The organism is Massilia cellulosiltytica, assembly GCF_047325105.1.
Taxonomy (GTDB): domain Bacteria; phylum Pseudomonadota; class Gammaproteobacteria; order Burkholderiales; family Burkholderiaceae_D; genus Telluria; species Telluria orientalis.
Genome location: NZ_CP168562.1, coordinates 6,980,047 through 7,001,249 on the forward strand (window position 1 = coordinate 6,980,047; position 21,203 = coordinate 7,001,249).

Genomic DNA, 21,203 nt, shown 5'->3' on the forward strand with positions numbered 1-21,203 from the left:
CGCAACCATTTGTAATTCGTGTCGTCGTTTCGTACGCTCGTGCGTTGTAATGCAGGAGACGCAATCCGTCGCGTCTACCAACAAGAATACGAGTTTATTCCCGCCCTGGAGACATCATGCCGAACCGCGTCGCGCAAACCGCCGTCCTCCTCGCCTTCTCCACCCTGACGGCGCTCGCCGTGGCGGCCGATCCGCCGGCGCGCGTGGGCCGCGTCGCGCTGGCCCAGGGCCAGGTCACCATCGGCAGCGACATCGGCGCGGAGATGATGGCCGCGCAGGTCAACTGGCCAGTCACGTCGGGCAATACGATCAGCACGGCGGCCGGCAGCCGCACGGAACTGCGCGTCGGTTCGACGTCGATCCGCCTGGACGGCGATTCGTCGCTGGAAGTGCTGCAGATGGACGACAACGGCCTGCGCCTGCGCCTGCACTACGGCAGCGCCAGCGTGCGGGTGTTGAACGCGGACGTGCTGGCCGGCTTCGAACTCGAGACCCCGCAGGCGCGCGTGCGCCTGCAGCAGCCCGGCCGCGTGCGCGTGGACGCGGAGCGCGTGCGCGACACCAGCTTCGTCACCGTGTTCGACGGCACGGCGCTCGTCGAGGACGGCGATTCGCAGCTGACCCTGCGCGCCGGGCGCCGCGCCGAGGTGGGCGATGCCGACGTGCGCACCCTGGCCGCCGTGCGTGACGATTTCGACGAATGGGCCCTCGTGCGTGACCGCTACGAGGACAATGCCGCATCAAGCCGCTACGTGACGACCGAGATGACGGGCTACGAAGACCTCGACCGCTACGGCAGCTGGCGCGAGGATCCGGAATACGGCCCGCTGTGGACCCCGACCGTGGCCTCCACGTGGGTGCCGTACCGCGACGGCAGCTGGACCTGGCTCGATCCGTGGGGCTGGACCTGGGTCGACAACGCGCCGTGGGGCTATGCGCCGTTCCACTACGGCCGCTGGGTGCACGTGCACAACCGCTGGGCCTGGGCGCCGGGCCGCCGTCACGAGCACCTGGTCTGGGCACCGGCGCTCGTCGGCTGGGTCGGCGGCGCCGGCTGGAACCTCACGTTCCGCGACCGCAACCGCCCACTGCCCGCCGCCGGCTGGTATCCGCTGACGCCGCACGACCGCTACGTGCCCACGTGGCGCGCGCCCGACCACCATCTGCGCTGGCTGAACGAACACGTGCGCGACAACCCGCGCCGTCCGCGCGACTACCGCCCGCAAGGCCTCACGGTCCTCCCGCAGGACCGCTTCGACCGGCCGGGCCGGGTGAACGTCCCGCGCACGCCCATCACGACCGTGCCGCCCGTGCTGGTGCACAACGTCCCGACGGGCGCGCCGCCGGCCGCCCCGGTGAGGCCGAACCGCCCGGACCGTCCGGATCGTGCGGATCGCGACGGGGACGGCATCCGCGGCCCGGTCGCCATCGGCCGCATGGAGGGCCGCCACGCGGACCCGGGCCGCGAGCGCCGCATCGAGACGGCACGCGCCGAGCGGGCACGCGCCGAGCGCGACGGTTTTATTGCCCAGCGCCCGCAAGGCCAGGTGATCACGGCGCCACCGGTCAATTCGGCACCAGCACAGGGGTTGCCGGTCACGAGTCCGACGCCACACCTGCCGCCGCAGCCGCTGAGCGCCGTGACGAGCCCGACGCCGCACCTGCCGCCGCAAGCGCTGTCGACGGCCAGCCCGACGATCCAGCAGCCGCAGGCGATGCCGCCGGCGGGCGTCCCCGGCGCCTGGCAGCGCGACCGCATCGACCGCGAGCGCGACCGGATGGAGCGCGACGCCCGCCGCGACGAACGCCGCGAACAACTGGAAGAATGGCGCCGCAACCGCCAGCCGGCGCAGCAGGCCCAGCCGCAGCCCCAGCCCCAGCCCCAGCCGCAGCCGCAGCCGCAGCCACGCATCGAGCGTCCGGCTCCGCCGCCTGTGCAAATGGCGCCGCGTCCGGCACCCGCCCCTGCGCCGGCCCCGCCGCCCGTGCAGATGGCCCCGCGTCCGGCACCCGTCGCGGCACCGGCACCCGCGCCGGCCAGATCCGAGGAACGGCGCCACGTCGACCAGCGCGGCCGGGACCAGAAAGAGCGTTGATCCGGGCGGAAATGGGGCGGTTTGGCTACAATGCTGTTTTACAAAAGGAGTGGCCATGGACCCGAAAGATTCCCTCATCGAATACCCGAGCGATTTCCCGATCAAGGTCATGGGCCCGACGCACGACGAGTTCGCCAACACGATCGTCGAAGTCGTCACCATCCACGATCCGACTTTCCATGCCGGCAAGATGGAAGTGCGGCCGTCGGCCAAGGGCGCCTATACGGGCCTGACCGTGATCGTGCGCGCCACCAGTCGCGAAATGCTCGACAACCTGTACCGCGAACTGTCGTCGCATCCGATGGTCAAGATCGTTCTGTAAACTTGGTGTTGCTTCCGGCCCGTCGGCCGGAAGGGGTTTATAACGCCAGCCATCAGGCTGGCTTATAATGACGGGTACTCTCTCTTCACAGACCCTATCCATGCAAGCGAACCAGCCGGCTATCCGTGAGCTTGGCCGCGCCGACTACGAACCCGTTTTTGCCGCGATGCGCACCTTCACGGATGCGCGCACGCCCGACACGCCCGACGAGTTGTGGATCGTCGAGCATCCGCCCGTGTTCACGCTCGGGCTGGGCGCCGACCGCGGCCACCTGCTGAGCGTCGGCGCGCACGACGTGCCCGTCGTGCAGACCGACCGCGGCGGCGAAGTCACGTACCACGGTCCCGGCCAGGTCGTGATCTACCTGCTGATGGACCTGCGCCGCAACAAGCCCGGCGGCAAGTTGTATGCGCGGCAATTTGTCCACAAGATCGAGCAGGCCGTGATCGATGTGCTGGCGGCGTATAATCTTGCCGGTGAACGCGTCGAAGGCGCGCCCGGCATCTATATCGCCGACGGTCCGCGCAAGGGCGCCAAGATCGCCGCGCTGGGCCTGAAGGTACGCGGCAACGGCTGCACCTACCACGGCGTCTCGCTGAACGTGGCGATGGATCTGGCGCCGTTCACCTGGATCAACCCGTGCGGCTATTCCGGCCTGGCCACGGTGGACATGAAAACGATGGGCGTCGACGTGCCGCTGGCCGACGTACAGCAAGCCCTCGCCGCCGCGCTGATCGATCATCTGTCCACGGCACCCTCTTCAACCGCAGCGGTCGCGCAGGCCGCAACCAACTGACTACGCACATGACTTCTCCAATCGACACCGGCACCGCAGCAGCAGAATCCGCAGCAAATGCGTACAACGCGAGCGAAAAGCAGAAAGGCGCGAGCAAGACGTCGCGCATCCCGATCAAGATCGTGCCGCTCGAGCAACACGAGCGCCTGAAGAAGCCGGACTGGATCCGTGTCAAAGCCGCGAGCCCGTCGTCGCGCTTCTACGAGATCAAGGACATCCTGCGCGCCAACAACCTCGTCACCGTGTGCGAGGAAGCGAGCTGCCCGAATATCGGCGAATGCTTCGGCAAGGGCACCGCGACCTTCATGATCATGGGCGACAAGTGCACGCGCCGCTGCCCGTTCTGCGACGTGGGCCACGGCCGTCCGGACCCGCTCGACGTCAACGAGCCGGGGAATCTCGCCAAGACCATCGCCGACCTGCGCCTGTCGTATGTCGTGATCACCTCGGTCGACCGCGACGACCTGCGTGACGGCGGCGCCGGCCACTTCGTCGAGTGCATCCAGAAGACCCGTGCGCTGTCGCCGAACACCAAGATCGAAGTGCTCGTGCCGGACTTCCGCGGCCGCCTGGAAAAAGCGTTGAACATCTTCGCCGACGGCTTGCCGGACGTGATGAATCACAACCTGGAAACCGTGCCGCGCCTGTACAAGGAAGCGCGTCCGGGCGCCGACTACCAGCACTCGCTGGTGCTGCTGCGCGACTTCAAGAAGATGTACCCGAACGCCGTCACGAAGTCCGGCCTGATGGTCGGCCTGGGCGAAACCGACGAGGAAATCCTGGAAGTCATGCGCGACATGCGCGCGCACGACATCGACATGCTGACGATCGGCCAGTATCTCGCGCCGTCGAACTCGCACCTGCCGGTGCGCCGCTACGTGCACCCCGACACGTTTAAAATGTTCGAGGAGAAGGCGTACGAGATGGGCTTCGTGCACGCGGCCGTCGGCGCGATGGTGCGTTCGTCGTATCACGCGGACCAGCAGGCGCACGAAGCGGGCGTCGCAGCATAAGCCGAAGTCCGCAGCAGTAACCCGTCGTCCCCGCGCAGGCGGGGATCCAAGTTCTTGGCGTGTCGTCAGCGCAAGCAAATTGGGTCCCCGCCTCCGCGGGGACGACGTTTTTATGCTACCCGCGCTATATTGGACACATGAGCGAACACCACCCCCGTTTCACCCCTCCCGACGACGACACCCAGGACGACGACGCGTTCCTCGAACGCGAGCTGGGGCTGCACGCCCGCGGTGTCGAGCTGGTCCGCATGGAAGGCCGCGTCTTCCTGCGCTTCGCCGGCGCCGTGCGCGTGGACGGCCTGCACGTCGAGTATCGCCTCGTGCCGTCGCGCGGCGTGCTGGCCAAGCCGAGCAAGTGGCGCAAGATGGACCTGCTGGCCCGGCGCGCGCTCGTCGAGGAGCGGGCCACGCGCGACGCCGTCGACGACCTGAACCAGGAGGTCGAGGAATTCGTGCGCGAAATCGCCGACCAGGCCGACGAGTTCGGCTTCGACCCGATGCTGTTCCTGCACGTGCTGGAGGAGCTGGAAACGTCCGAGCCGGCCGAGTTCGTGTTCGACCGCATCCGCCAGCGCCTGCTGCACGCCGGCGAGCGCGAGCAGGAAGAGCGCCACGCCGCGCGCACCAAGGAAAGCATCAACCTGGCCGAGTATCCGGCGTCGTTCGACGTGGCCAACAAGATGGCGCGCCGCTTCATCGCGCTGCTGGGCCCGACCAACTCCGGCAAGACGCACCGCGCGATGGAACACCTGGCGCAGGCCGACAGCGGCGTCTACCTCGCGCCGCTGCGTCTGCTCGCGCTGGAAAACTACGAGCGCCTGCAGAACACGGTCGATGCGGATGGCGAACCCATCAAGGTCAGCCTGATCACGGGCGAGGAGCGCCGCCTGGCGGAAGGCGCGACACACGTCGCGAGCACCGTCGAGATGCTGGACACGAAGACGCCCGTGCAGGTCGCGGTCATCGACGAGATCCAGATGCTGGCCGACCGCGACCGCGGCGCCGCCTGGACGGCCGCCGTGTGCGGTGCGCCGGCGTCGACTGTGTACCTCGTCGGCGCGCCGGAAGCGCGGCGCGCGATCGAGGCGCTGGCCGAGCGCCTGGAGTGTCCGCTCGAAGTCCACGTGCTGAAACGCAAGGCACCGCTGTCGATGGAACCCGGCGCCGTGCGCAAGCTGAGGAACCTGAAGCGGGGCGACGCGGTCATCGCCTTCTCGCGGCGCGAGGTGCTGATGTGGCGCGACATGATCACGGAAATGGGTCTGTCCGTCGCCACCGTCTACGGCAATCTGTCTCCGGAAGTGCGGCGCGCGCAGGCCGAGCGGTTCCGCGAAGGGCAGGCCGACATCGTCGTCGGCACGGACGCCCTCGCGATGGGCTTGAACATGCCCATCCAGCGCATCGTGATGACGACGGCCGTCAAGTACAACGGTGTCGAGGAAGAAGAAATCTCGGCCGCGCTCGCCAAGCAGATCGCCGGCCGCGCGGGCCGCTACGGCGTGCACGAGGAAGGTTTTGTCGCCGGCTACGACGACGACACGCACGAGGTCATGCGCTCGTTGATGAAGGAAAAGATCCCGCCCGTGCCGGCCAGCGGTTTCGCGGTCGCCCCCTCGCTGGAGCAATTGCACCGCATCTCGTCGGTGACGGGCGAGACGTCGCTGGTGAAATTGCTGAAACGCTTCGTGCACAACATCGACGTGCCGGACGGCTTTTTCTACCCGCGCATCACGGAAGAACAGAACGAGCGCGCGGAGTGGCTCGATACGCTGGACCTGAGCGTGGCGGAGAAATTCACGATGTCGCTCGTGCCCATTTCGACCAGGGTGCCGACCTTGGAAAGCGCGTGGTCGCACTGGGCGCAGTCGCTGGCGAAGCGGAAGGTCTGCAAGCTCCAGCCCCATCCGCAGGAATTGTTCTGGCAAAACCTGCAGGAAGTCGAGGACACATGCCGCATGTACTCGGCCTATGCCTGGCTCGGCTATCGGATGCCGGAATTCTTCCCCAGCATCGAGGAAGCGCAGACGCTGGCGCGCGAAGCGTCCGAGCGCGTCGATGCGCTGTTGCAGCAGCAGAACGCGGCGACGCGCAAGCGGCAGGCCAAAAAGGAACGGGGGCGCTGGTAAACAGTCCGATTCACGGCAGCTGCCGGGCCCGCCCGACAGCTTCCAGCCACTCTTCCCACAGGGCTGGATCGCTCGTCCGGCCGTCTTCATCCAGCCGGTAGCCGGCCAGCAGGTCGGCCAGGTCGCTCGATTCCGTCAGGTCGACTTCGCGTTCGAGAAAGGCGAGCATGGCGCGGTAGGCCTGCTCGACCGTCAATGGTTGGTTGTTCGCATCCATGGTCGTCTCCGTGTCATGACGCCAGCTTACGCCGATGTGCGCCGGTCGGGGCGACTCTTCACTTCGACCCGGTGCACGCCGGGGATGGCGCGCAGGCGGTCGAGCAACGCGTGGAATTCCGCCTCGGACATGCGCGAGAACGCGATGAGGACGTCGTCCAGGTTTCCCGTCTCTTCGCTCTGCTGGACGATGAACGTGCCGATGCGGTTCGTCACCGGACCGAGTTCCTTCTCCAGCACGTGCAGCGTGAGCCGGCCCCGCTCGGCCGACAGCACCAGTTCGCGCTTTTGCCTGGACGAGAAATAGCGTTGCTCCAGCGGTTTCATCGCGGCCAGGATGAACAGGATGATGGTCGTGCCCGCGACTGCCGCCACGTACAGGCCGCCGCCCACCGCCAGGCCGACGGCCGCCACCGACCACAGGCTCGCGGCCGTCGTGAGGCCGCGCACGACGTCGCCGCGCAGCAGGATCGATCCCGCCCCCAGGAAGCCGATGCCGGACACGACCTGGGCTGCCACGCGCGACGGGTCGAGCGAAATATGGTCGTGGTTCAATACGTCGTTGAAGCCATAGGCCGAAACGATCATGATCAGGCAGGAACTGACGCAGACCAGCATGTGTGTCCGCAACCCCGCCGCCCAGGACAGGCGCTCGCGCTCGAACCCGATGGCCCCGCCCAGCAGGGCCGCAAGGCACAGGCGCGCGACGAGTTCGGCTTCCGGCAGCATGATGGATGTGTTGATGAGATCCAAAGAGCCATCTTAGCACCGGGCCCGGCTGGCCGGCGCACACCGTCACGGCAGGCAGCGCGCGGCAATGCCCGGACCGCCAGGGCCGGCGTTTGCGATGTCGGCGGGCGGATAGCCATTGCCCAGTGCCAGTGTCTGTCCGCCTTCGTAGCGCAGGCGTAACTGGTCGCCGGAATAGTCGGGCAGCGCGCGCGGCACGTAGACGGCGTAGCGGTAATGCAGCTGCGCGTAATAGCCGTGCCGGAAGACCTGGCTCGACGGCCCGCGCTGGAGTTCGGCCGCGATCGCATCCGCGAGGGCGTCGGTGTCGAAGCGGCTGTTGATGTCGGCCGTGTCTTCCAGCCGCAGCGTGTACGGCCGCAGCGGTCCGTAGCGCTGGTCGCCGTATTGCACGCGCAGGCGGTCGGCGTCGAAATAAAAACTCGGAATGTTGGCGCCCGTGACGTCCAGGTCGCACAGCAGGAACACGGCCCAGAATCCGTGCGAATCCAGCGGCAGTACGAACTGGACGGGCGCGCGGTTCGGCAGCGCGACGGGCGTGGTGAAATCGATCCGGTGAACGTTGGCGACGTGCTGGTAATGCAACACCACGGTGTTGCGCAGACCGGTGTCCACGCTGCTGCAGCCTGCTGCCGTCAGCAGGCCCGCAACGAGCACGTACGTGATCAGCTTGCGCATCGCCTCCTCCTTTGCCGGCATCAAGCTTGGGCCGAACGGGACCTCGGCGTTTGCGGGAGGTCAGCGGTGCGCGGGGATCGTCAGGACTTCAGCGATTTCTGCAGCAATGCGTGCAGCGATGCAAAATCCGGCTCGCCCAGGTAGCGCTTGAGGATCTTGCCATCCTTGCCGATGACGAACGTGGTCGGCGTCATGTTGACGTCACCAAACTGCTTGGCCAGGTCGCCGCCGGAATCGAGGGCCACCTTGAACGGCAGCTTGCGCGTCTCGGTATAGTTCAACACATAGTCCGGCCGATCGTAACTCATCGCCACGGCGACGAATTCCAGGCCGTCCTGCTTGAACTTGTTGTACGTCTCGACCATCTGCGGCATTTCTTTCACGCAGGTGGCGCACGACGTCGCCCAGAAATTGACCATGACAACCTTGCCCCTCAGCTCCTGCGAGCTGATCTTCTGGCCGGCGATGGTAATGAACGTGACGTCGGGCGCCTGCTGCTGCTGGCTGAACGTGGCGTAACCGATGCCCGCGAGCGCCAGTACGGCCGCGCCGATGGCGGCCGGCTTGATCCAGGTGCGTTGTGAGGTGGTCATGGTCTCATCCCCATCATCCGGTGTGTTACGACGTGCCCCGCGGCTCGGGTTGCTGCTGTTGCGGTGGCGACATCGTGCGCAGGTCTTCTTCGCTGATGTACTCGAACATTTTAACCACGCGCATGACGCCCGACACGCCCTGGGCAACGTCGGCGGCGATATTGCCTTCGCGCTGAGTCACGAGACCCATCAGGTAGACGGTGCCGCCCTCCGTCACGACCTGGAACGAGGTGGCCGACACGGTCTTCTTGTCCGCGAGGCTGAGCTTGACCTTGCTGGTGATAAGGGCGTCGCTGGCGCGCGACGTGTAGCTGGACGGGCCGGCGATCTGCAGTTCGTTGATGACGTTATCGACATTGGTAATGCCGCGCACTTCGTTTTCCACTGCGCGCTTCATCGCCTCGTCCTTCACCTCGCCGGTCAGCAGCACCTTGCGGTTGTAGCTGTTGATGTTGACGTGGCCGGCGTCACCGACGATGTTGCCCATGCGGGCCGCGGCTTTCAGTTCGATGCCCTTGTCCTCGGTCTGCGCGCCCAGCGTGCGGCGGTCGGCCGTCGCGACGGCGCCGCTGACGGCGGCACCTGCCACGACCGCGACGCAGCCTTGCAGGGACGACAGCAGGGCCACGCACAGCACGGCCTTCGACAGGGGGCGCAGCACGGCGCCGGCGTTAATTTGCATCTTCTTCTCCGAACAGGGCGACGTCGAGACCGTCGCAGATACTGTGGATCGCGACCAGATGCACTTCCTGGATGCGGGCGGTGCGGGAATGCGGCACGTTGATGTGGACGTCGGCGTCGGTCAGCATCTGTGCGATCTTGCCGCCGTCCTTGCCGGTCAGGGCGACGACGCGCATCTCGCGCTCCAGCGCGGCTTCGACGGCGGCCAGCACGTTGCCCGAGTTGCCCGACGTGGAAATCGCCAGCAGGATGTCGCCGGCCTGGCCGAACGCCTGCACCTGCTTGCTGAAGATTTCGTTGAAACTGTAGTCGTTGCCGACGGCCGTGATGATCGACGTGTCGGTGGTGAGCGCGATCGCCGGCAGCGGGAAGCGTTCGCGCTCGAAGCGGCCGACCAGTTCGGCGGCGAAGTGCTGCGCGTCGCCGGCCGAGCCGCCGTTGCCGCATGAGAGGATCTTGTTGCCGTTGGAAAGCGCATTGAACATCAGCTCAATCGCTTGAGAAATCGGTTGTGCGAGGAGATTCGCCGACTTCAACTTGAGTTCGGCGCTTTCCTGGAAGTGGGCGAGGATGCGTTGAGTATTCATGGTCAAAGATTATAGTGCAGTGGCAATGCCCAGCGATCAAGGCCAGCAAAAAATGCTTACACTTCCAAGCCTTTCGAAACCGTCGCGAGCGGCAGCAGTTTTGGCCGAGAAGCGCAGCTGTACGAATAGTACAGCGAGCATCGCCGGGCAAAAATGCAACGCGCAGCAGGTTTTTAAACGCTAGTCTCAATGGCGTTCCTTAACCATTCGACATGGTTGCCATCGATGGCGACGACGTCGATGCGGCAGGGTGGCAGGCGATTGAAACGTTGCAAATAAAACTGGGCGGCGCGGATGATGCGGCGGATTTTCGCCGGACCGATGCTTTCCGCCGCGCTGACCGGGGCCCCGGCCGCGCGCTGGCGTACTTCGACGAACACGAGCGTGGCGCCGTCGCGCAGGATCAGGTCGATTTCTCCCAGCTTGCACTGGAAATTCGCTTCCACCAGCACGAGGCCGTGGCGCTCGAGATGGGCCAGGGCTACGTCTTCCCACGCGCGTCCCTGCTCCTGCTTGCGCGACAGCCGGGTCGGCCACATGTCAGCGGCCCTTGTCGACGGGCTCGAACGCGCCGCCGCGGACGACGACGGCCGCCTCGACCCGCTGCAGCTGCAATTGCCCGTCGGGGCCGGCGATCACGTCGAGCCGGCCCGTGACGCCATCGATGTTGAACGGCGCGCCATCCCGCAGTGCCAGTTCGCGCGCGACGCGGAAGGCGTCGATGCCGAGGGCATATAAACGGTCCATGTCGAGCGGCTGTTCCGTATCCAGCGGGCGCGGGTAGACCATCACGGCCGGGTGGTCGGGCAGCACGATCCACGGCAGGTCGAGAAGGCGTACGCCGTCGAGGCCGGGCGCATCCGGCACCGTCGACCGCCCCGGATTCGCCGCGCCGCCGCCATAGCAGGGGATCGCGGCGGCCAGCGCACGCACGGGGCGCAACGCGGCGCTGTCGAGTGCGGCGAACAGCAGGTCGGGCGGGTCGATCTCCAGTTTCTGCTTCAGTTCCCCGATGGCAGCCTTGCCCCCTTCGCCGGACGGGATCGCGAAACGCTGGTTCGTGTGGCCCAGCCGGACCCAGCGCGCCTCGAACGCGCCGGCCGCGCGCTGCGCCCAGGCCGCGCCGCCCGTGAGGACCAGGGCACGGCCGTGCGGATGCTCGCGCGCGGCCCATTCCGCGACCTGGCGCGCCTCGTCCTCGATCGACAGGCCGGCCACGAGCATCCCCCGTGGCACACTGGATCGGCCTTCCGGCACGCTCAGCACGACGGTCGGGCGCGTGACGGCATCGCTGTCGGCCAGCGTCGCCACGGCGGAACGCGCGAGCGGGCCGACGATGATGTCGCTGGCCACCGCCGCGCGCGCGTACGCGTCGAGCACGTCGCGCGGCGCGTCGCCCGTCGAGACGACCTCGGCCTTGAAGCCGGTACCGTCCCGTTCCATGCTCGCCATGAAGCCGGCGCGAACCGCTTCGGCGGCCGTTGCCAGCGTGCTGGATCGCATCGGCAGCAGCAGGGCGATGCGGATGGGGGCGGCGGACGGTGGCGGCGGCGGCGCGGGTTCGTTCGGTGGCGGCCGGGCCGGGCGCGGCTGGATGGCGGGATCCAGCATCGCGAGGAGAGGCGCGTGCGCACTTGTGTTAGTGTCCACGGACGCGCACAATCGCTGCGGCCCGGCACATGGCGTGCCGGCAAGGGCGTGGCCACCGACACTCATCATGATGAGCAGCCAGGCCAGCCGGGCGCACAGTGCCTCGAGAATCTTCATCCGTATCCCCAACATGACAGAAACCCAGTCCAGCCAGATCGCCCAACTGCCCGTCATGGGCGAGGCCGCCCAGCAGTCCTATCCTACCGCAACGCTTTACGTGGTGGCCACACCCATCGGCAACGTCACCGACATCACCCTTCGGGCGCTGCACGTGCTGCTGCTGGCCGACGTCGTCGCCTGCGAGGACACGCGCAAGACCGGTACGCTGCTGACCCGTTTCGGCCTGAACAAGCAGATGATCGCCGCGCACCAGCACAACGAACGCGAAGTTGCCGAGAAACTCGTCACGCGCCTGCGCGCGGGCGAGCGCGTGGCGCTCGTGTCGGATGCGGGCACGCCAGCCGTGTCCGACCCGGGCGCACGCATCGTCGACGCCGTGCGCGACGCCGGCCTGCACGTCGTGCCCGTGCCCGGCTCATCGGCTGCCATCGCGGCGCTGTCGGCGAGTGGCCTCGTGAACGACCGCTTCTATTTTGTCGGCTTCCTGCCCGCGAAGACGAAGCAGCGCGAATCGGAACTGGCCACGCTCAAGGCCGTGCCGGCGACGCTCGTGTTCTATGAGGCACCGCATCGCATCACGGACTGTGTGGAATCTCTCGTCGCCGCATTCGAGCCGACGCGCCAGGTGGTCTTTGCACGCGAGCTGACGAAATTGTTCGAGGAAATCCACCGCTGCCCGCTTGCCGACGCGCTGGCCTGGGTGAAGGCCGACGCGAACCGCGTGCGCGGCGAATTTGTCGTGCTGGTCGAAGGTGCGCAGACGGAGGACGATGAAGGCGACGTCGAAGCGGAGCGCGTGTTGCGCATCCTGCTTGAAGAGTGTTCCGTGAAACAGGCTGCCGCGCTGGCGGCGCAGATTACCGGGAAGAAGAAGAACGCGTTGTACGAGCGGGCGTTGCAGATCAAGGGCGCGGACTGACAGCGCTGATTAACCGTCGTTCCCTATACGTCATGTAAGACGTTATGATTTCCGAGGACGCTTGGAAAACGGAGTACATGCAGGCTGTGTCGTTCCCGAGGCTTCGAGCCTGTTACGCAGATAAGCCGCATGTACTCCCCTTTATCTGAAGAGTGCGAACAGTATCTGAGGCCTTGAGCCTGTGTTTGTAAGGATGCACGAGATAAAGCCATGCGAAATCTAACATCAGAGGGAAGCGATGAACTTTGTAGGTATTGATATTGCAAAGCGCAAATTCGACGTAGCTTGGTTGTCAGAGGACGGGAAGGTCAAGACCAAGGCGCTCGAGAACACGGAGGCGGGACATGCCGACCTGCTCGGCTGGCTGAAGAAACAGGGCTTAACTGTCGAGAACTGCCATTTGGCGATGGAAGCAACAAGCCAATACTACGAGCCAGTAGCGCTGGCGTTGTTCGACGCGGGTTATACCGTGAGTGTCGTCAACCCATCACAAATCAAGGCGTTTGGACAGGCGATGATGAATCGGCAGAAGACCGATCGCGCCGACGCGACGTTGATCGCACGCTTTTGCCAGACGATGAAGCCACTGGCCTGGCAAGCGCCACCCCGGGAAATCCGGGAACTACAGCGTTTGCTGGCGCGATTGGAAGCCGTGCAGTCGATGCATGTGCAAGAGCAGAATCGGAGTTACGAAGCGCAAGGTATTGCTTTGGAATCCATCGAACGTGTGATTGCGACGCTCAACGATGAAATCAAGCGTTTGCAAAAGAAGATCCGTGACCATATCGACCACCATCCTGGCTTACGCGAGCAGGACGAGCTGCTGCAGAGCATTCCCGGTATCGGCAGCGGTGTAAGCAGCTACGCAATCGCGTGGCTTCGTGGCGAGCGTTTTGACGATGTACGCCAAGCTGTCGCGTTTGTCGGGCTATCGCCGCGGCATCACGAATCTGGCGACTCCGTACAAGCCAAAAGTCGCCTTAGCAAACTTGGGCACGGCAGGCTACGCAAGATCCTGTACTGGCCTGCCATGGCAGCGATCCGCTACAACGCTGCTGCTGCAGCGCTATCGGCACGCATGGTTGCGGCTGGCAAGAACAAGAAAGTGGCCATCATTGCCGTCATGCGCAAGCTGGTGCACTGGATGATTGGTGTACTCAAATCTGGCAAGTCCTTCGATGTGAATTTGGCGCTTGCCAAGGCTTGAGGAGCACAGTATCTGCGCAGGCGGGAACCTAATTTAAGCTAGCGTATCGCCAAAAACTTGGATTCGCGCCTGCGCGGGAATGACGTGCTTGGTTTAGCGATGCTGTCACTTGTGCGGTTCGCCTACCATTTACATCCACTATCCTTCTTGTCCATCGCCAGGAAGATCGGTGCCAGCAAGCCCCCGGGCACGCCATCCTTGCAATCCGGCCGCTTGGCCTGCTTGATCGCCCGTTCGAACTTGCTTTCCGTTTGCAGCGCCGGTTTCGGCAGGCGTTCGAGCGCCGTGCCCACCTTGTCCGGATCGGGTTCGTTGGCCAGCTTCGTCGCCATGCCGCGCGCCATGCTGCGGGCCGCGTCGATGTCGAAATGCCGCGTCGTCGTCGCAGGTTCCGGCGGCGGCGCGGGCGTGTCCGGTGCCGGTTTCACGGCATAGGTTTCCTCGGTCGACTGGCGTTTTTCCACAGGCACGGCGATCACGGGGCGGGTTTTCCTTGCGGGCGGCTGCGCGCGCGGGATCGGTTTCGGCGGCTCCTCGGCCGGTTTCACCTGCACGGGCGGCGACGGCGCGGCCTGCAGGCGGATCGTGAGCCGTTCCGGCGGCACGGCGGGCAGGGTCGCGGCAGGCTGGCGATGGAACGCGAGCAGCAGCGCGTGCGCGAGCACCGACAGCGCGATGCCGGCCGCGATGCGGTTCATTTGCTTGCGGTCGGGGAGGGTTCCGTCGATGTTGTCGATTGCAAACGTCACGTCTTCACCTGTACGGAAAACCACGGATTCACGGGTTTCCTTGACCTGGACAGTACCCGGACGGTATGATGGCTGTCTTCGGAGTGTAGCGCAGCCCGGTAGCGCATCTGGTTTGGGACCAGAGGGTCCAAGGTTCGAATCCTTGTACTCCGACCAGTATAGCAAGAGGCCGACGAGAGATCGTCGGCCTTTTTCATTTGTTTGACCCGTCCTGGAATAGATTGACACTTTCAAGGAGTGTCGACATGGACGAGAGGGTAAAGCGTACGCAACGCGACTACACCCTGGCCTTTAAACTTGCCGTAGTTGATGAGGTGGAAAGGGGCGAGCTGACGTACAAGCAGGCGCAGCAGCGATATGGGATTCAGGGTTGTTCGACGGTGCTGAAGTGGCTGCGCAAGCATGGCCGGCAGGATTGGGGTAGCCTCAAGGGACCCAACCAGCACAGGAGCGATCCCGTGAGCAAGCAACCCAAACCGCAAACGCCTGAGCAGCGCATCAAGGAACTGGAGACGCAGCTCAAGGATGCCAACCAGAAAGCGCAGTTGTTTGAGGCGATGCTGGAAGTGATCCGCAAAGAGTACGGGGTCAAGCTGCCAAAAAAGCCTTCCGGCGAGTCATCGAGCAAAGGCAGGTAGTTGGCTTGAGTCTCGCCAAGGCGTGTAGGTTCATAGGCCTTAGCCGGCAGGCGTACTATCAACAGATCCGGGTTGAGGTAGCCTTGCAGGAGCGTGATGGGAAGGTAGAGGAAATGGTGCGAGAAGTCCGCCGACGCCAGCCACGTATCGGCGGGCGAAAGCTGCATCATCTCTTGCACGGTCGTTTTTCAGCTGCCGGCATCAAACTGGGGCGCGACGCTTTGTTCGCGACGTTGAAGCGCGCTCATCTGCTGGTGGCCCGATCCAAGGCGTACCACAAGACGACTGACAGCTTTCATCGATTCTACAAGCATCCCAATCTGCTCAAACCTGGAACAGCTATCGAGACGGCACAGCGATCCGAGCAGCTCTGGGTTGCCGATATCACCTACATTCCCACCCAGCAGCAATGCGTGTATCTGAGCCTCGTTACGGATGCGTTCTCACGCAAGATCGTCGGATACCACGTCCACGCCACCTTGCAAACCGAGGAGGTAGCGCAAGCTTTGAAGAACGCGCTGCGCTCACGGCATGGCCGCCAAGCGTTGATTCATCATTCCGACCGCGGCGTCCAATATTGCGCCAGCACCTATCAGGCCCTGCACCAGAAATATGGGCTGACCTGCTCGATGACCGACGGCTATGACTGCTACCAAAACGCCTTGGCCGAAAGAATCAACGGTATCCTCAAGACCGAGTACTTGCTAGGGCGTCCTCAAGACCTGAACGAAGCAAGGCGCATGGTTAAGCAATCGGTGGACATCTACAACAACGAGCGGCCACACTTGGCCCTGAAATACAAAACGCCCGATGAAGTACACCGGGCGTCTTTGAGAGCGCAAGAATCTAGCGAATCTTGCTACGTTTGACCGTCAACCTATTTCAGGACTAGTCAGTTACAACGTTCTCTTCGCCAACAATGCATTGCCGGCCCGGCTCGCGCCCTTGCGGCCGAGATGCTGCGAAATGAACGCGCCCGCCTCCACGACGACATCGAGGGCTATGCCCGTCTCGATTCCCAGTCCATTCAGCATGTAGACCACGTCCTCGGTCGCCACGTTGCCCGTCGCGCCTTTCGCATACGGGCAGCCGCCCAGGCCCGATACGGACGAGTGGAAGATCGTGACGCCCAGTTCCAGGCTGGCGTAGATGTTGGCGAGCGCCTGGCCGTAGGTGTCGTGGAAGTGGCCGGAGATGCGGTCCAGCGCGAAGGCGCGCGCCGCCGTCTCCATCACGGCCTGCGTCTTGCGCGGGGTCGAGACGCCGATCGTGTCGGCGATGTCGACCTCGTCGCAGCCCAGGTCGCGCATGCGGCCCACGACGTCCGCGACCGCATCCAGCGGTACGTCGCCCTGGTACGGGCAGCCGAACGCGCAGCTGATGCTGCCGCGCAGGCGCAGGCCATTGTCCTTCGCCGCCTTCGCCACGGGCTCGAAGCGCGCGATGGATTCCGCGATCGAGCAGTTGATGTTCCGCTGCGAGAACGCTTCCGACGCGGAACCGAAGATCACGACTTCATCGGCCTGCGCGGCGAGCGCCGCCTCGAAGCCCTGCATGTTTGGCGTCAGCGCGGAATACAGCGTGCCGGGACGGCGCGCGATGCCGGCCATGACCTCGGCACTCGTCGCCATCTGCGGCACCCACTTCGGCGAGACGAACGACGCCGCCTCGATGTTGGTGAAACCGGCGCGCGACAGGCGGTCGACCAGTTCGATCTTGACCGCGGCGGACACCGCTTCCTTTTCGTTCTGCAGCCCGTCGCGCGGGCCGACTTCGACGATCTTGACGTGTTTCGGCAGTTGGTTGTGCATGATGATTTCCTAATAGCCGCGGGCGCGGTCGACGATGTCGTCGATGGCCTCGCCCCGTTCCAGCTTGCCGATCTTGGCGGCGATCTGGCGTACGGCTTCCTCGCGCAGGGTGAGCGCGGAGATGTGCGGCGTGATGGTGATGCGCGGTTCGTTCCAGAACGGATGCGGCGCCGGCAGCGGTTCGTTGCGGAACACGTCCAGCGTGGCGCCCGCGATGTGGCCGGCGCGGATCAGCGCCAGCAGGTCCGGCTCGGCCAGCAGCGCGCCGCGCGCCACGTTGATCACGTAGGCGCCTTCGGGCAGTTGCGACAGGTGCGCGCGGTCGAGCAGGTTCGTCGTCTCGGGCGTGAGCGGCAGCATGCAGACGAGGACCTGCGTGCCGGACAGGAAGTCGCCCAGTTCGTCCATGCCGGCAAAGCACGGCACGCCCGGCACGTCTTTCGGCGACCGGCTCCAGCCGCGCACGGGAAAGCCGAGCTGGCGCAGCGTGCGCAGCACGGGCATCCCGAGCTTGCCGAGGCCCAGCACGCCGACCGTGAAGTCGGCCTTGCGGCGGCGCGTTTCCAGCGGATTCCAGATGCCCTGGCGCGCCTGCTGCTCGTAGTCGTCGAAGCGGCGGAAGTAGCGCAACGTTGCATATGCGACGTACTCCGCCATCTGCTCGGCCATGCCCGCATCGCCGAGGCGGACGATGGGGACGTGCGGCAGCGCGTCGCCGAACTTCAGCAGCGCGTCCACGCCGGCGCCCATCAGGAAGATCGCCTTGACGTGGGCCAGCTGGTCGAGCAGCTGCGGCGTCGGCGCCCACACGACGGCGTAGTCGCAAGGCGGCTGCGACGCCAGCGACATGTTCTCGCGCCACACGACGGTCTCCGCGTGCGGCAATGCATCGGCAAAATCACGGGCCCACGGTTCGATGACGCCGTCGCCCCGGTACAGCAGTATCCGCATGTCTTGTCTCCTGATTGTTATGGATGTTTGCGTTTGCTGTCTCGTTGGTAGGTCTGCGCCGCGGTCTTCGCCGCGGCGTTGATTACGCTGCCGCCTTGAAGGCCAGCAGCGGTGCTCCATCCGCGACCTGGTCGCCGACCTGGTACAACACTTCCTCGACCAGGCCGTCGCTCGGTGCGGCAATCGTGTGTTCCATCTTCATTGCTTCCATGATCACGAGCGGCTCGCCTTTCTTGACGAGCTGTCCGCTGGACGCGATCACGGCCACCACCTTGCCCGGCATCGGTGCCGTCAGGCGGCCGTCCGCCGTCTCGTGCTCGCCGGCATGCGCGAGCGGATCGTGCCAATCCAGCACGTGGTGCAGGCCGCCCGTGAACACGTGCAGCGTTTCGCCGTCGCGCCGCACCGTGCCCTGGATCGCCTGGCCGTCCAGGCGGATCGCGTAGCGGCTGTCATGTTGCGAGACAAGCGCCAGCGGATGGGCCTTGCCGTCCGCTTCGAACGTCCAGCCATGCGCATGATAGGCCATGTCGATTGCATAGACCTTGGCCTGGGTCGTGGCCGCGTACTCGTCGCCGAACGCCAGCCGGCGGCGATACGTGCCGTTCATGCGCCAGCCGTGGGTGCTGGTCCACGGGTCGGCCGGGTTGCTGCTTGCGGGAGTTTCCGCCGCGACGAGGGCCACGGCCGCCAGCGCCAGCGCGGACAAGGGCGCCGGTCCTGCCGGCGGGAACAGCGTCGCCGTGTTTCGCTCGATCAGGCCCGTGTCCAGGTCGGCATGCGCAAAGGCATCGCCTTCGACGAGGCGTTTCAGGAACGCGATATTGGTCGCGAGGCCGACGATGTGGAATTCGGACAGCGCCTGCGCCATGCGCGCCAGCGCCTGCGCGCGATCCGCGCCCCACACGATCAGCTTCGCGATCATCGGATCGTAGAACGGCGAAATCGCATCGCCCGCGCGCACGCCGGAATCGATGCGCACGTCGCCCAGTTCGAACGCGACATGGCTTGGGGTGTCCATGCAGAGGAGTGTCCCGATCGAGGGCAGGAAACCCTTCTCCGGATTTTCCGCGTACACGCGCGCCTCGATCGCGTGGCCGTGGATCGCGAGTTCTTGCTGCTGCTTCGGCAGCGGCTGGCCGGCGGCCACCCGCAACTGCCATTCGACGAGGTCCGTCCCCGTGATCATCTCGGTGACGGGGTGCTCGACCTGCAGGCGCGTGTTCATCTCCATGAAGTAGAACGAGCCGTCCTGGTTGGCGATGAATTCAACGGTGCCCGCGCCCACATAGCCCACGGCGCGTGCCGCCGCGACGGCCGCTTCGCCCATCGCGGCGCGGCGCTCCGGCGGCATGCCCGGCGCCGGCGCTTCTTCCAGCACCTTCTGGTGACGGCGCTGCACGGAGCAGTCGCGCTCGTGCAGGTAGACGCAGTTGCCGTGCGTGTCCGCGAACACCTGGATCTCGATGTGGCGCGGGCGCGTGAGGTATTTTTCGACGAGCACCTTGTCGTCGCCGAACGACGACATGGCTTCGCGCTTGCACGACGCGAGCGCGGCCTGGAAATCCTCGGACCGTTCGACGACGCGCATGCCCTTGCCGCCGCCGCCCGCGCTGGCTTTCAGCAGGACCGGATAGCCGATGCGGTTCGCTTCCGATTGCAGCAGTTCGGGATCCTGCGCATCGCCGTGGTAGCCCGGCACGAGCGGCACGCCCGCGCCTTCCATCAGCTGCTTGGCGGCGGACTTCGATCCCATCGCGCGCATCGACGATCCCGGAGGACCGATGAACACGAGGCCCGCGGCCGCGCAGGCTTCCGCGAATTCGGCGTTCTCGGACAGGAAGCCGTAGCCCGGGTGGATCGCCTGCGCGCCGGTGGCTTTCGCGGCGGCGATTATCTTGTCGCCGCGCAGGTAGCTGTCCTTGGCGGCGGCGGGGCCGAGCAGGATCGCTTCATCGCAGACCGCCACGTGTTTCGCGCCGGCGTCGGCTTCCGAATAGACGGCAACGGTCTTGATGCCGAGGCGGCGCGCGGTGGCGGCGACCCGGCAGGCGATTTCGCCACGGTTGGCGATGAGGATCTTCGTGAACATGGTGTCTCGTCTGTTTTAAGTTTTGTAAACGTTAGCTTTCAATCCGTCGTCCCCGCGGAGGCGGGGACCCAATTTTGCTGGCTGATCGGCTGCTTTTAACTTGGACCCCCGCCTTCGCGGGGGCGACGTCGATTTGCGTGACGACGTGCGGGTGCTTGTGGTTTTAGCAGCCGCAGCTTTCTTTCTGCACCGACTCCAGCATTGCCGAGCGCGTTTTCAGGCCCAGCTTTTCCAGCAGCTTGCGGTCGTCGTCTGCTTCCGGATTGTCCGTGGTGAGCAGCTTGTCGCCGTAGAAGATGGAATTGGCACCGGCCATGAAGCACATCGCCTGCACGGCTTCGCCCAGCTCGCGCCGGCCGGCCGACAGACGCACGCGCGCCTTCGGCATCGTGATGCGGGCGACGGCGATCGTGCGCACGAATTCGATCGGGTCCAGCGGCGGCAGGCCGTGCATCGGCGTGCCTTCCACCTGCACCAGGTGGTTGATGGGCACCGATTCCGGATACGGGTTCATGTTGGCCAGCTGCGCGATCAGGCCGGCGCGCTGGGCACGCGTCTCGCCCATGCCGACGATGCCGCCGCAGCAGATCTTCAGGCCGGCCGTGCGTACGCGGCCCAGCGTGTCCAGGCGGTCGCGGTATTCGCGCGTGGAGATCACGTCGCCGTAGAAATCCGGCGAGGTGTCGATGTTGTGGTTGTAGTAGTCCAGGCCCGCCTGCTTCAGTTGCTCGGCCTGGCCTTCTTCCAGCATGCCGAGGGTCGCGCAGGTTTCCATGCCCAGCGCTTTCACGCCGCGCACCATGGCTTCCACTTTCTCCATGTCGCGCTCTTTCGGGCTGCGCCAGGCGGCGCCCATGCAGAAGCGGGTCGCGCCCTTGGCCTTCGCTTCGCGCGCGGCGTCCAGCACGGTGTCGAGGTCGAGGATCTTCTTCGCCTCGACGCCGGTGTCGTAGCGCGCGGCCTGCGGGCAGTAGCCGCAGTCTTCTTCGCAGCCGCCGGTCTTGATCGACAGCAGGGTCGCGAGTTCGACGTCGCCGTCGGGGAACTCGGCGCGGTGGGCCTGCTGGGCGCGGAACATCAGGTCCGGCAGCGGCAGTTCGAACAGCGCGAGCACGTCTTCGAGGGGCCAGGTGGCGTCTTTCGGCAGGGAGGCCGGCGTGACCGGCGGGTGGAGAGTAACGACTTGGGTCATTTCGGATTCCTTGTTT

General features: G+C 65.4%; 21 protein-coding genes and 1 tRNA gene. 9 read left to right on the forward strand and 13 right to left on the reverse strand.

Going from position 1 to position 21,203, the window contains the following annotated elements:
* Window positions 1-116: 116 nt before the first annotated feature.
* The 5 genes from ACEN9H_RS30720 to ACEN9H_RS30740 all read left to right on the forward strand — a co-directional run bounded on the left by ACEN9H_RS30720 (window position 117) and on the right by ACEN9H_RS30740 (window position 6,353).
* On the forward strand, window positions 117-2,096 hold the full coding sequence (locus ACEN9H_RS30720; protein ID WP_413673190.1) for a DUF6600 domain-containing protein: 1,980 nt from the start codon (window positions 117-119) through the stop codon (window positions 2,094-2,096).
* Window positions 2,097-2,151: 55 nt separating this feature from the next.
* Complete coding sequence (locus ACEN9H_RS30725) at window positions 2,152-2,418, forward strand: DUF493 family protein (protein WP_056125976.1); 267 nt, start codon at window positions 2,152-2,154, stop codon at window positions 2,416-2,418.
* Between the two features lie 100 nt (window positions 2,419-2,518).
* The gene (gene lipB / locus ACEN9H_RS30730) at window positions 2,519-3,214 is read left to right on the forward strand and encodes a lipoyl(octanoyl) transferase LipB (protein ID WP_056125979.1); all 696 of its coding nucleotides are present in this window, start codon (window positions 2,519-2,521) and stop codon (window positions 3,212-3,214) included.
* Window positions 3,215-3,222: 8 nt separating this feature from the next.
* The gene (gene lipA / locus ACEN9H_RS30735) at window positions 3,223-4,227 is read left to right on the forward strand and encodes a lipoyl synthase (protein WP_036239623.1); all 1,005 of its coding nucleotides are present in this window, start codon (window positions 3,223-3,225) and stop codon (window positions 4,225-4,227) included.
* 137 nt (window positions 4,228-4,364) lie between these two features.
* A complete protein-coding gene (locus ACEN9H_RS30740) occupies window positions 4,365-6,353 on the forward strand; it encodes a helicase-related protein (RefSeq protein ID WP_413673191.1) in 1,989 nt (662 codons plus the stop codon).
* 10 nt (window positions 6,354-6,363) lie between these two features.
* Here ACEN9H_RS30740 and ACEN9H_RS30745 read toward each other — a convergent pair whose 3' ends face one another.
* The 8 genes from ACEN9H_RS30745 to ACEN9H_RS30780 form a co-directional block, all read right to left on the reverse strand.
* Window positions 6,364-6,570 carry a hypothetical protein gene (locus tag ACEN9H_RS30745; protein WP_371763115.1) on the reverse strand — a complete coding sequence of 69 codons (207 nt, stop codon included), beginning with the start codon at window positions 6,568-6,570 and terminating at the stop codon, window positions 6,364-6,366.
* Between the two features lie 26 nt (window positions 6,571-6,596).
* Window positions 6,597-7,298 (reverse strand): MgtC/SapB family protein, encoded by a 702-nt coding sequence (locus ACEN9H_RS30750; protein WP_056125984.1) that lies wholly within the window; start codon window positions 7,296-7,298, stop codon window positions 6,597-6,599.
* A 66-nt stretch (window positions 7,299-7,364) separates the two neighbouring features.
* Window positions 7,365-7,997: a hypothetical protein gene (locus ACEN9H_RS30755; protein ID WP_413673192.1), complete on the reverse strand. Its 633-nt coding sequence runs from the start codon at window positions 7,995-7,997 to the stop codon at window positions 7,365-7,367.
* Between the two features lie 80 nt (window positions 7,998-8,077).
* Window positions 8,078-8,590, reverse strand: coding sequence for a peroxiredoxin family protein (locus ACEN9H_RS30760; protein WP_056125988.1), 513 nt, complete (start codon window positions 8,588-8,590; stop codon window positions 8,078-8,080).
* Between the two features lie 25 nt (window positions 8,591-8,615).
* Window positions 8,616-9,272 (reverse strand): BON domain-containing protein, encoded by a 657-nt coding sequence (locus ACEN9H_RS30765; RefSeq protein WP_413673193.1) that lies wholly within the window; start codon window positions 9,270-9,272, stop codon window positions 8,616-8,618.
* Window positions 9,262-9,858 (reverse strand): phosphoheptose isomerase, encoded by a 597-nt coding sequence (locus ACEN9H_RS30770; RefSeq protein ID WP_413673194.1) that lies wholly within the window; start codon window positions 9,856-9,858, stop codon window positions 9,262-9,264. The genes ACEN9H_RS30765 and ACEN9H_RS30770 overlap by 11 nt, the downstream gene beginning before the upstream one ends.
* Before the next feature lie 173 nt (window positions 9,859-10,031).
* Complete coding sequence (locus ACEN9H_RS30775) at window positions 10,032-10,397, reverse strand: YraN family protein (RefSeq protein ID WP_371770762.1); 366 nt, start codon at window positions 10,395-10,397, stop codon at window positions 10,032-10,034.
* A 1-nt stretch (window position 10,398) separates the two neighbouring features.
* The gene (locus tag ACEN9H_RS30780) at window positions 10,399-11,625 is read right to left on the reverse strand and encodes a penicillin-binding protein activator (RefSeq protein WP_413673195.1); all 1,227 of its coding nucleotides are present in this window, start codon (window positions 11,623-11,625) and stop codon (window positions 10,399-10,401) included.
* Between the two features lie 13 nt (window positions 11,626-11,638).
* Between ACEN9H_RS30780 and rsmI the strand changes: the two genes are divergently transcribed.
* Window positions 11,639-12,547, forward strand: a complete 909-nt coding sequence (gene rsmI / locus ACEN9H_RS30785) for a 16S rRNA (cytidine(1402)-2'-O)-methyltransferase (RefSeq protein ID WP_413673196.1) — start codon at window positions 11,639-11,641, stop codon at window positions 12,545-12,547.
* Between the two features lie 238 nt (window positions 12,548-12,785).
* Window positions 12,786-13,754 (forward strand): IS110 family transposase, encoded by a 969-nt coding sequence (locus tag ACEN9H_RS30790; protein ID WP_413673197.1) that lies wholly within the window; start codon window positions 12,786-12,788, stop codon window positions 13,752-13,754.
* 122 nt (window positions 13,755-13,876) lie between these two features.
* On the opposite strand, the gene ACEN9H_RS30795 is transcribed toward ACEN9H_RS30790, so the two are convergent.
* Window positions 13,877-14,503, reverse strand: coding sequence for a hypothetical protein (locus tag ACEN9H_RS30795; RefSeq protein WP_413673198.1), 627 nt, complete (start codon window positions 14,501-14,503; stop codon window positions 13,877-13,879).
* Between the two features lie 79 nt (window positions 14,504-14,582).
* Between ACEN9H_RS30795 and ACEN9H_RS30800 the strand changes: the two genes are divergently transcribed.
* Both ACEN9H_RS30800 and ACEN9H_RS30805 read left to right on the forward strand, forming a co-directional pair.
* Window positions 14,583-14,659 (forward strand) — tRNA-Pro (locus ACEN9H_RS30800).
* An 89-nt stretch (window positions 14,660-14,748) separates the two neighbouring features.
* Window positions 14,749-16,010, forward strand: a protein-coding gene (locus ACEN9H_RS30805) for an IS3 family transposase (protein WP_413671356.1) whose coding sequence is annotated in 2 segments (ribosomal slippage) — window positions 14,749-15,093 and window positions 15,096-16,010 — 1,260 coding nt in all. Because the reading frame shifts where the segments join, the coding sequence is not laid out codon by codon here.
* Window positions 16,011-16,037: 27 nt separating this feature from the next.
* Here the strand turns inward: ACEN9H_RS30805 and ACEN9H_RS30810 are convergent.
* From ACEN9H_RS30810 to bioB, 4 genes are all read right to left on the reverse strand, one after another.
* Window positions 16,038-16,952 carry a hydroxymethylglutaryl-CoA lyase gene (locus tag ACEN9H_RS30810; protein WP_413673199.1) on the reverse strand — a complete coding sequence of 305 codons (915 nt, stop codon included), beginning with the start codon at window positions 16,950-16,952 and terminating at the stop codon, window positions 16,038-16,040.
* Between the two features lie 9 nt (window positions 16,953-16,961).
* Window positions 16,962-17,903 carry a 2-hydroxyacid dehydrogenase gene (locus tag ACEN9H_RS30815; RefSeq protein WP_371763124.1) on the reverse strand — a complete coding sequence of 314 codons (942 nt, stop codon included), beginning with the start codon at window positions 17,901-17,903 and terminating at the stop codon, window positions 16,962-16,964.
* 82 nt (window positions 17,904-17,985) lie between these two features.
* Entirely contained in the window at window positions 17,986-19,995 is a 2,010-nt protein-coding gene (locus tag ACEN9H_RS30820) for an acetyl/propionyl/methylcrotonyl-CoA carboxylase subunit alpha (RefSeq protein WP_413673200.1), read from the reverse strand.
* Window positions 19,996-20,158: 163 nt separating this feature from the next.
* Window positions 20,159-21,187 carry a biotin synthase BioB gene (gene bioB / locus ACEN9H_RS30825; RefSeq protein ID WP_056126007.1) on the reverse strand — a complete coding sequence of 343 codons (1,029 nt, stop codon included), beginning with the start codon at window positions 21,185-21,187 and terminating at the stop codon, window positions 20,159-20,161.
* Window positions 21,188-21,203 lie beyond the last annotated feature (16 nt).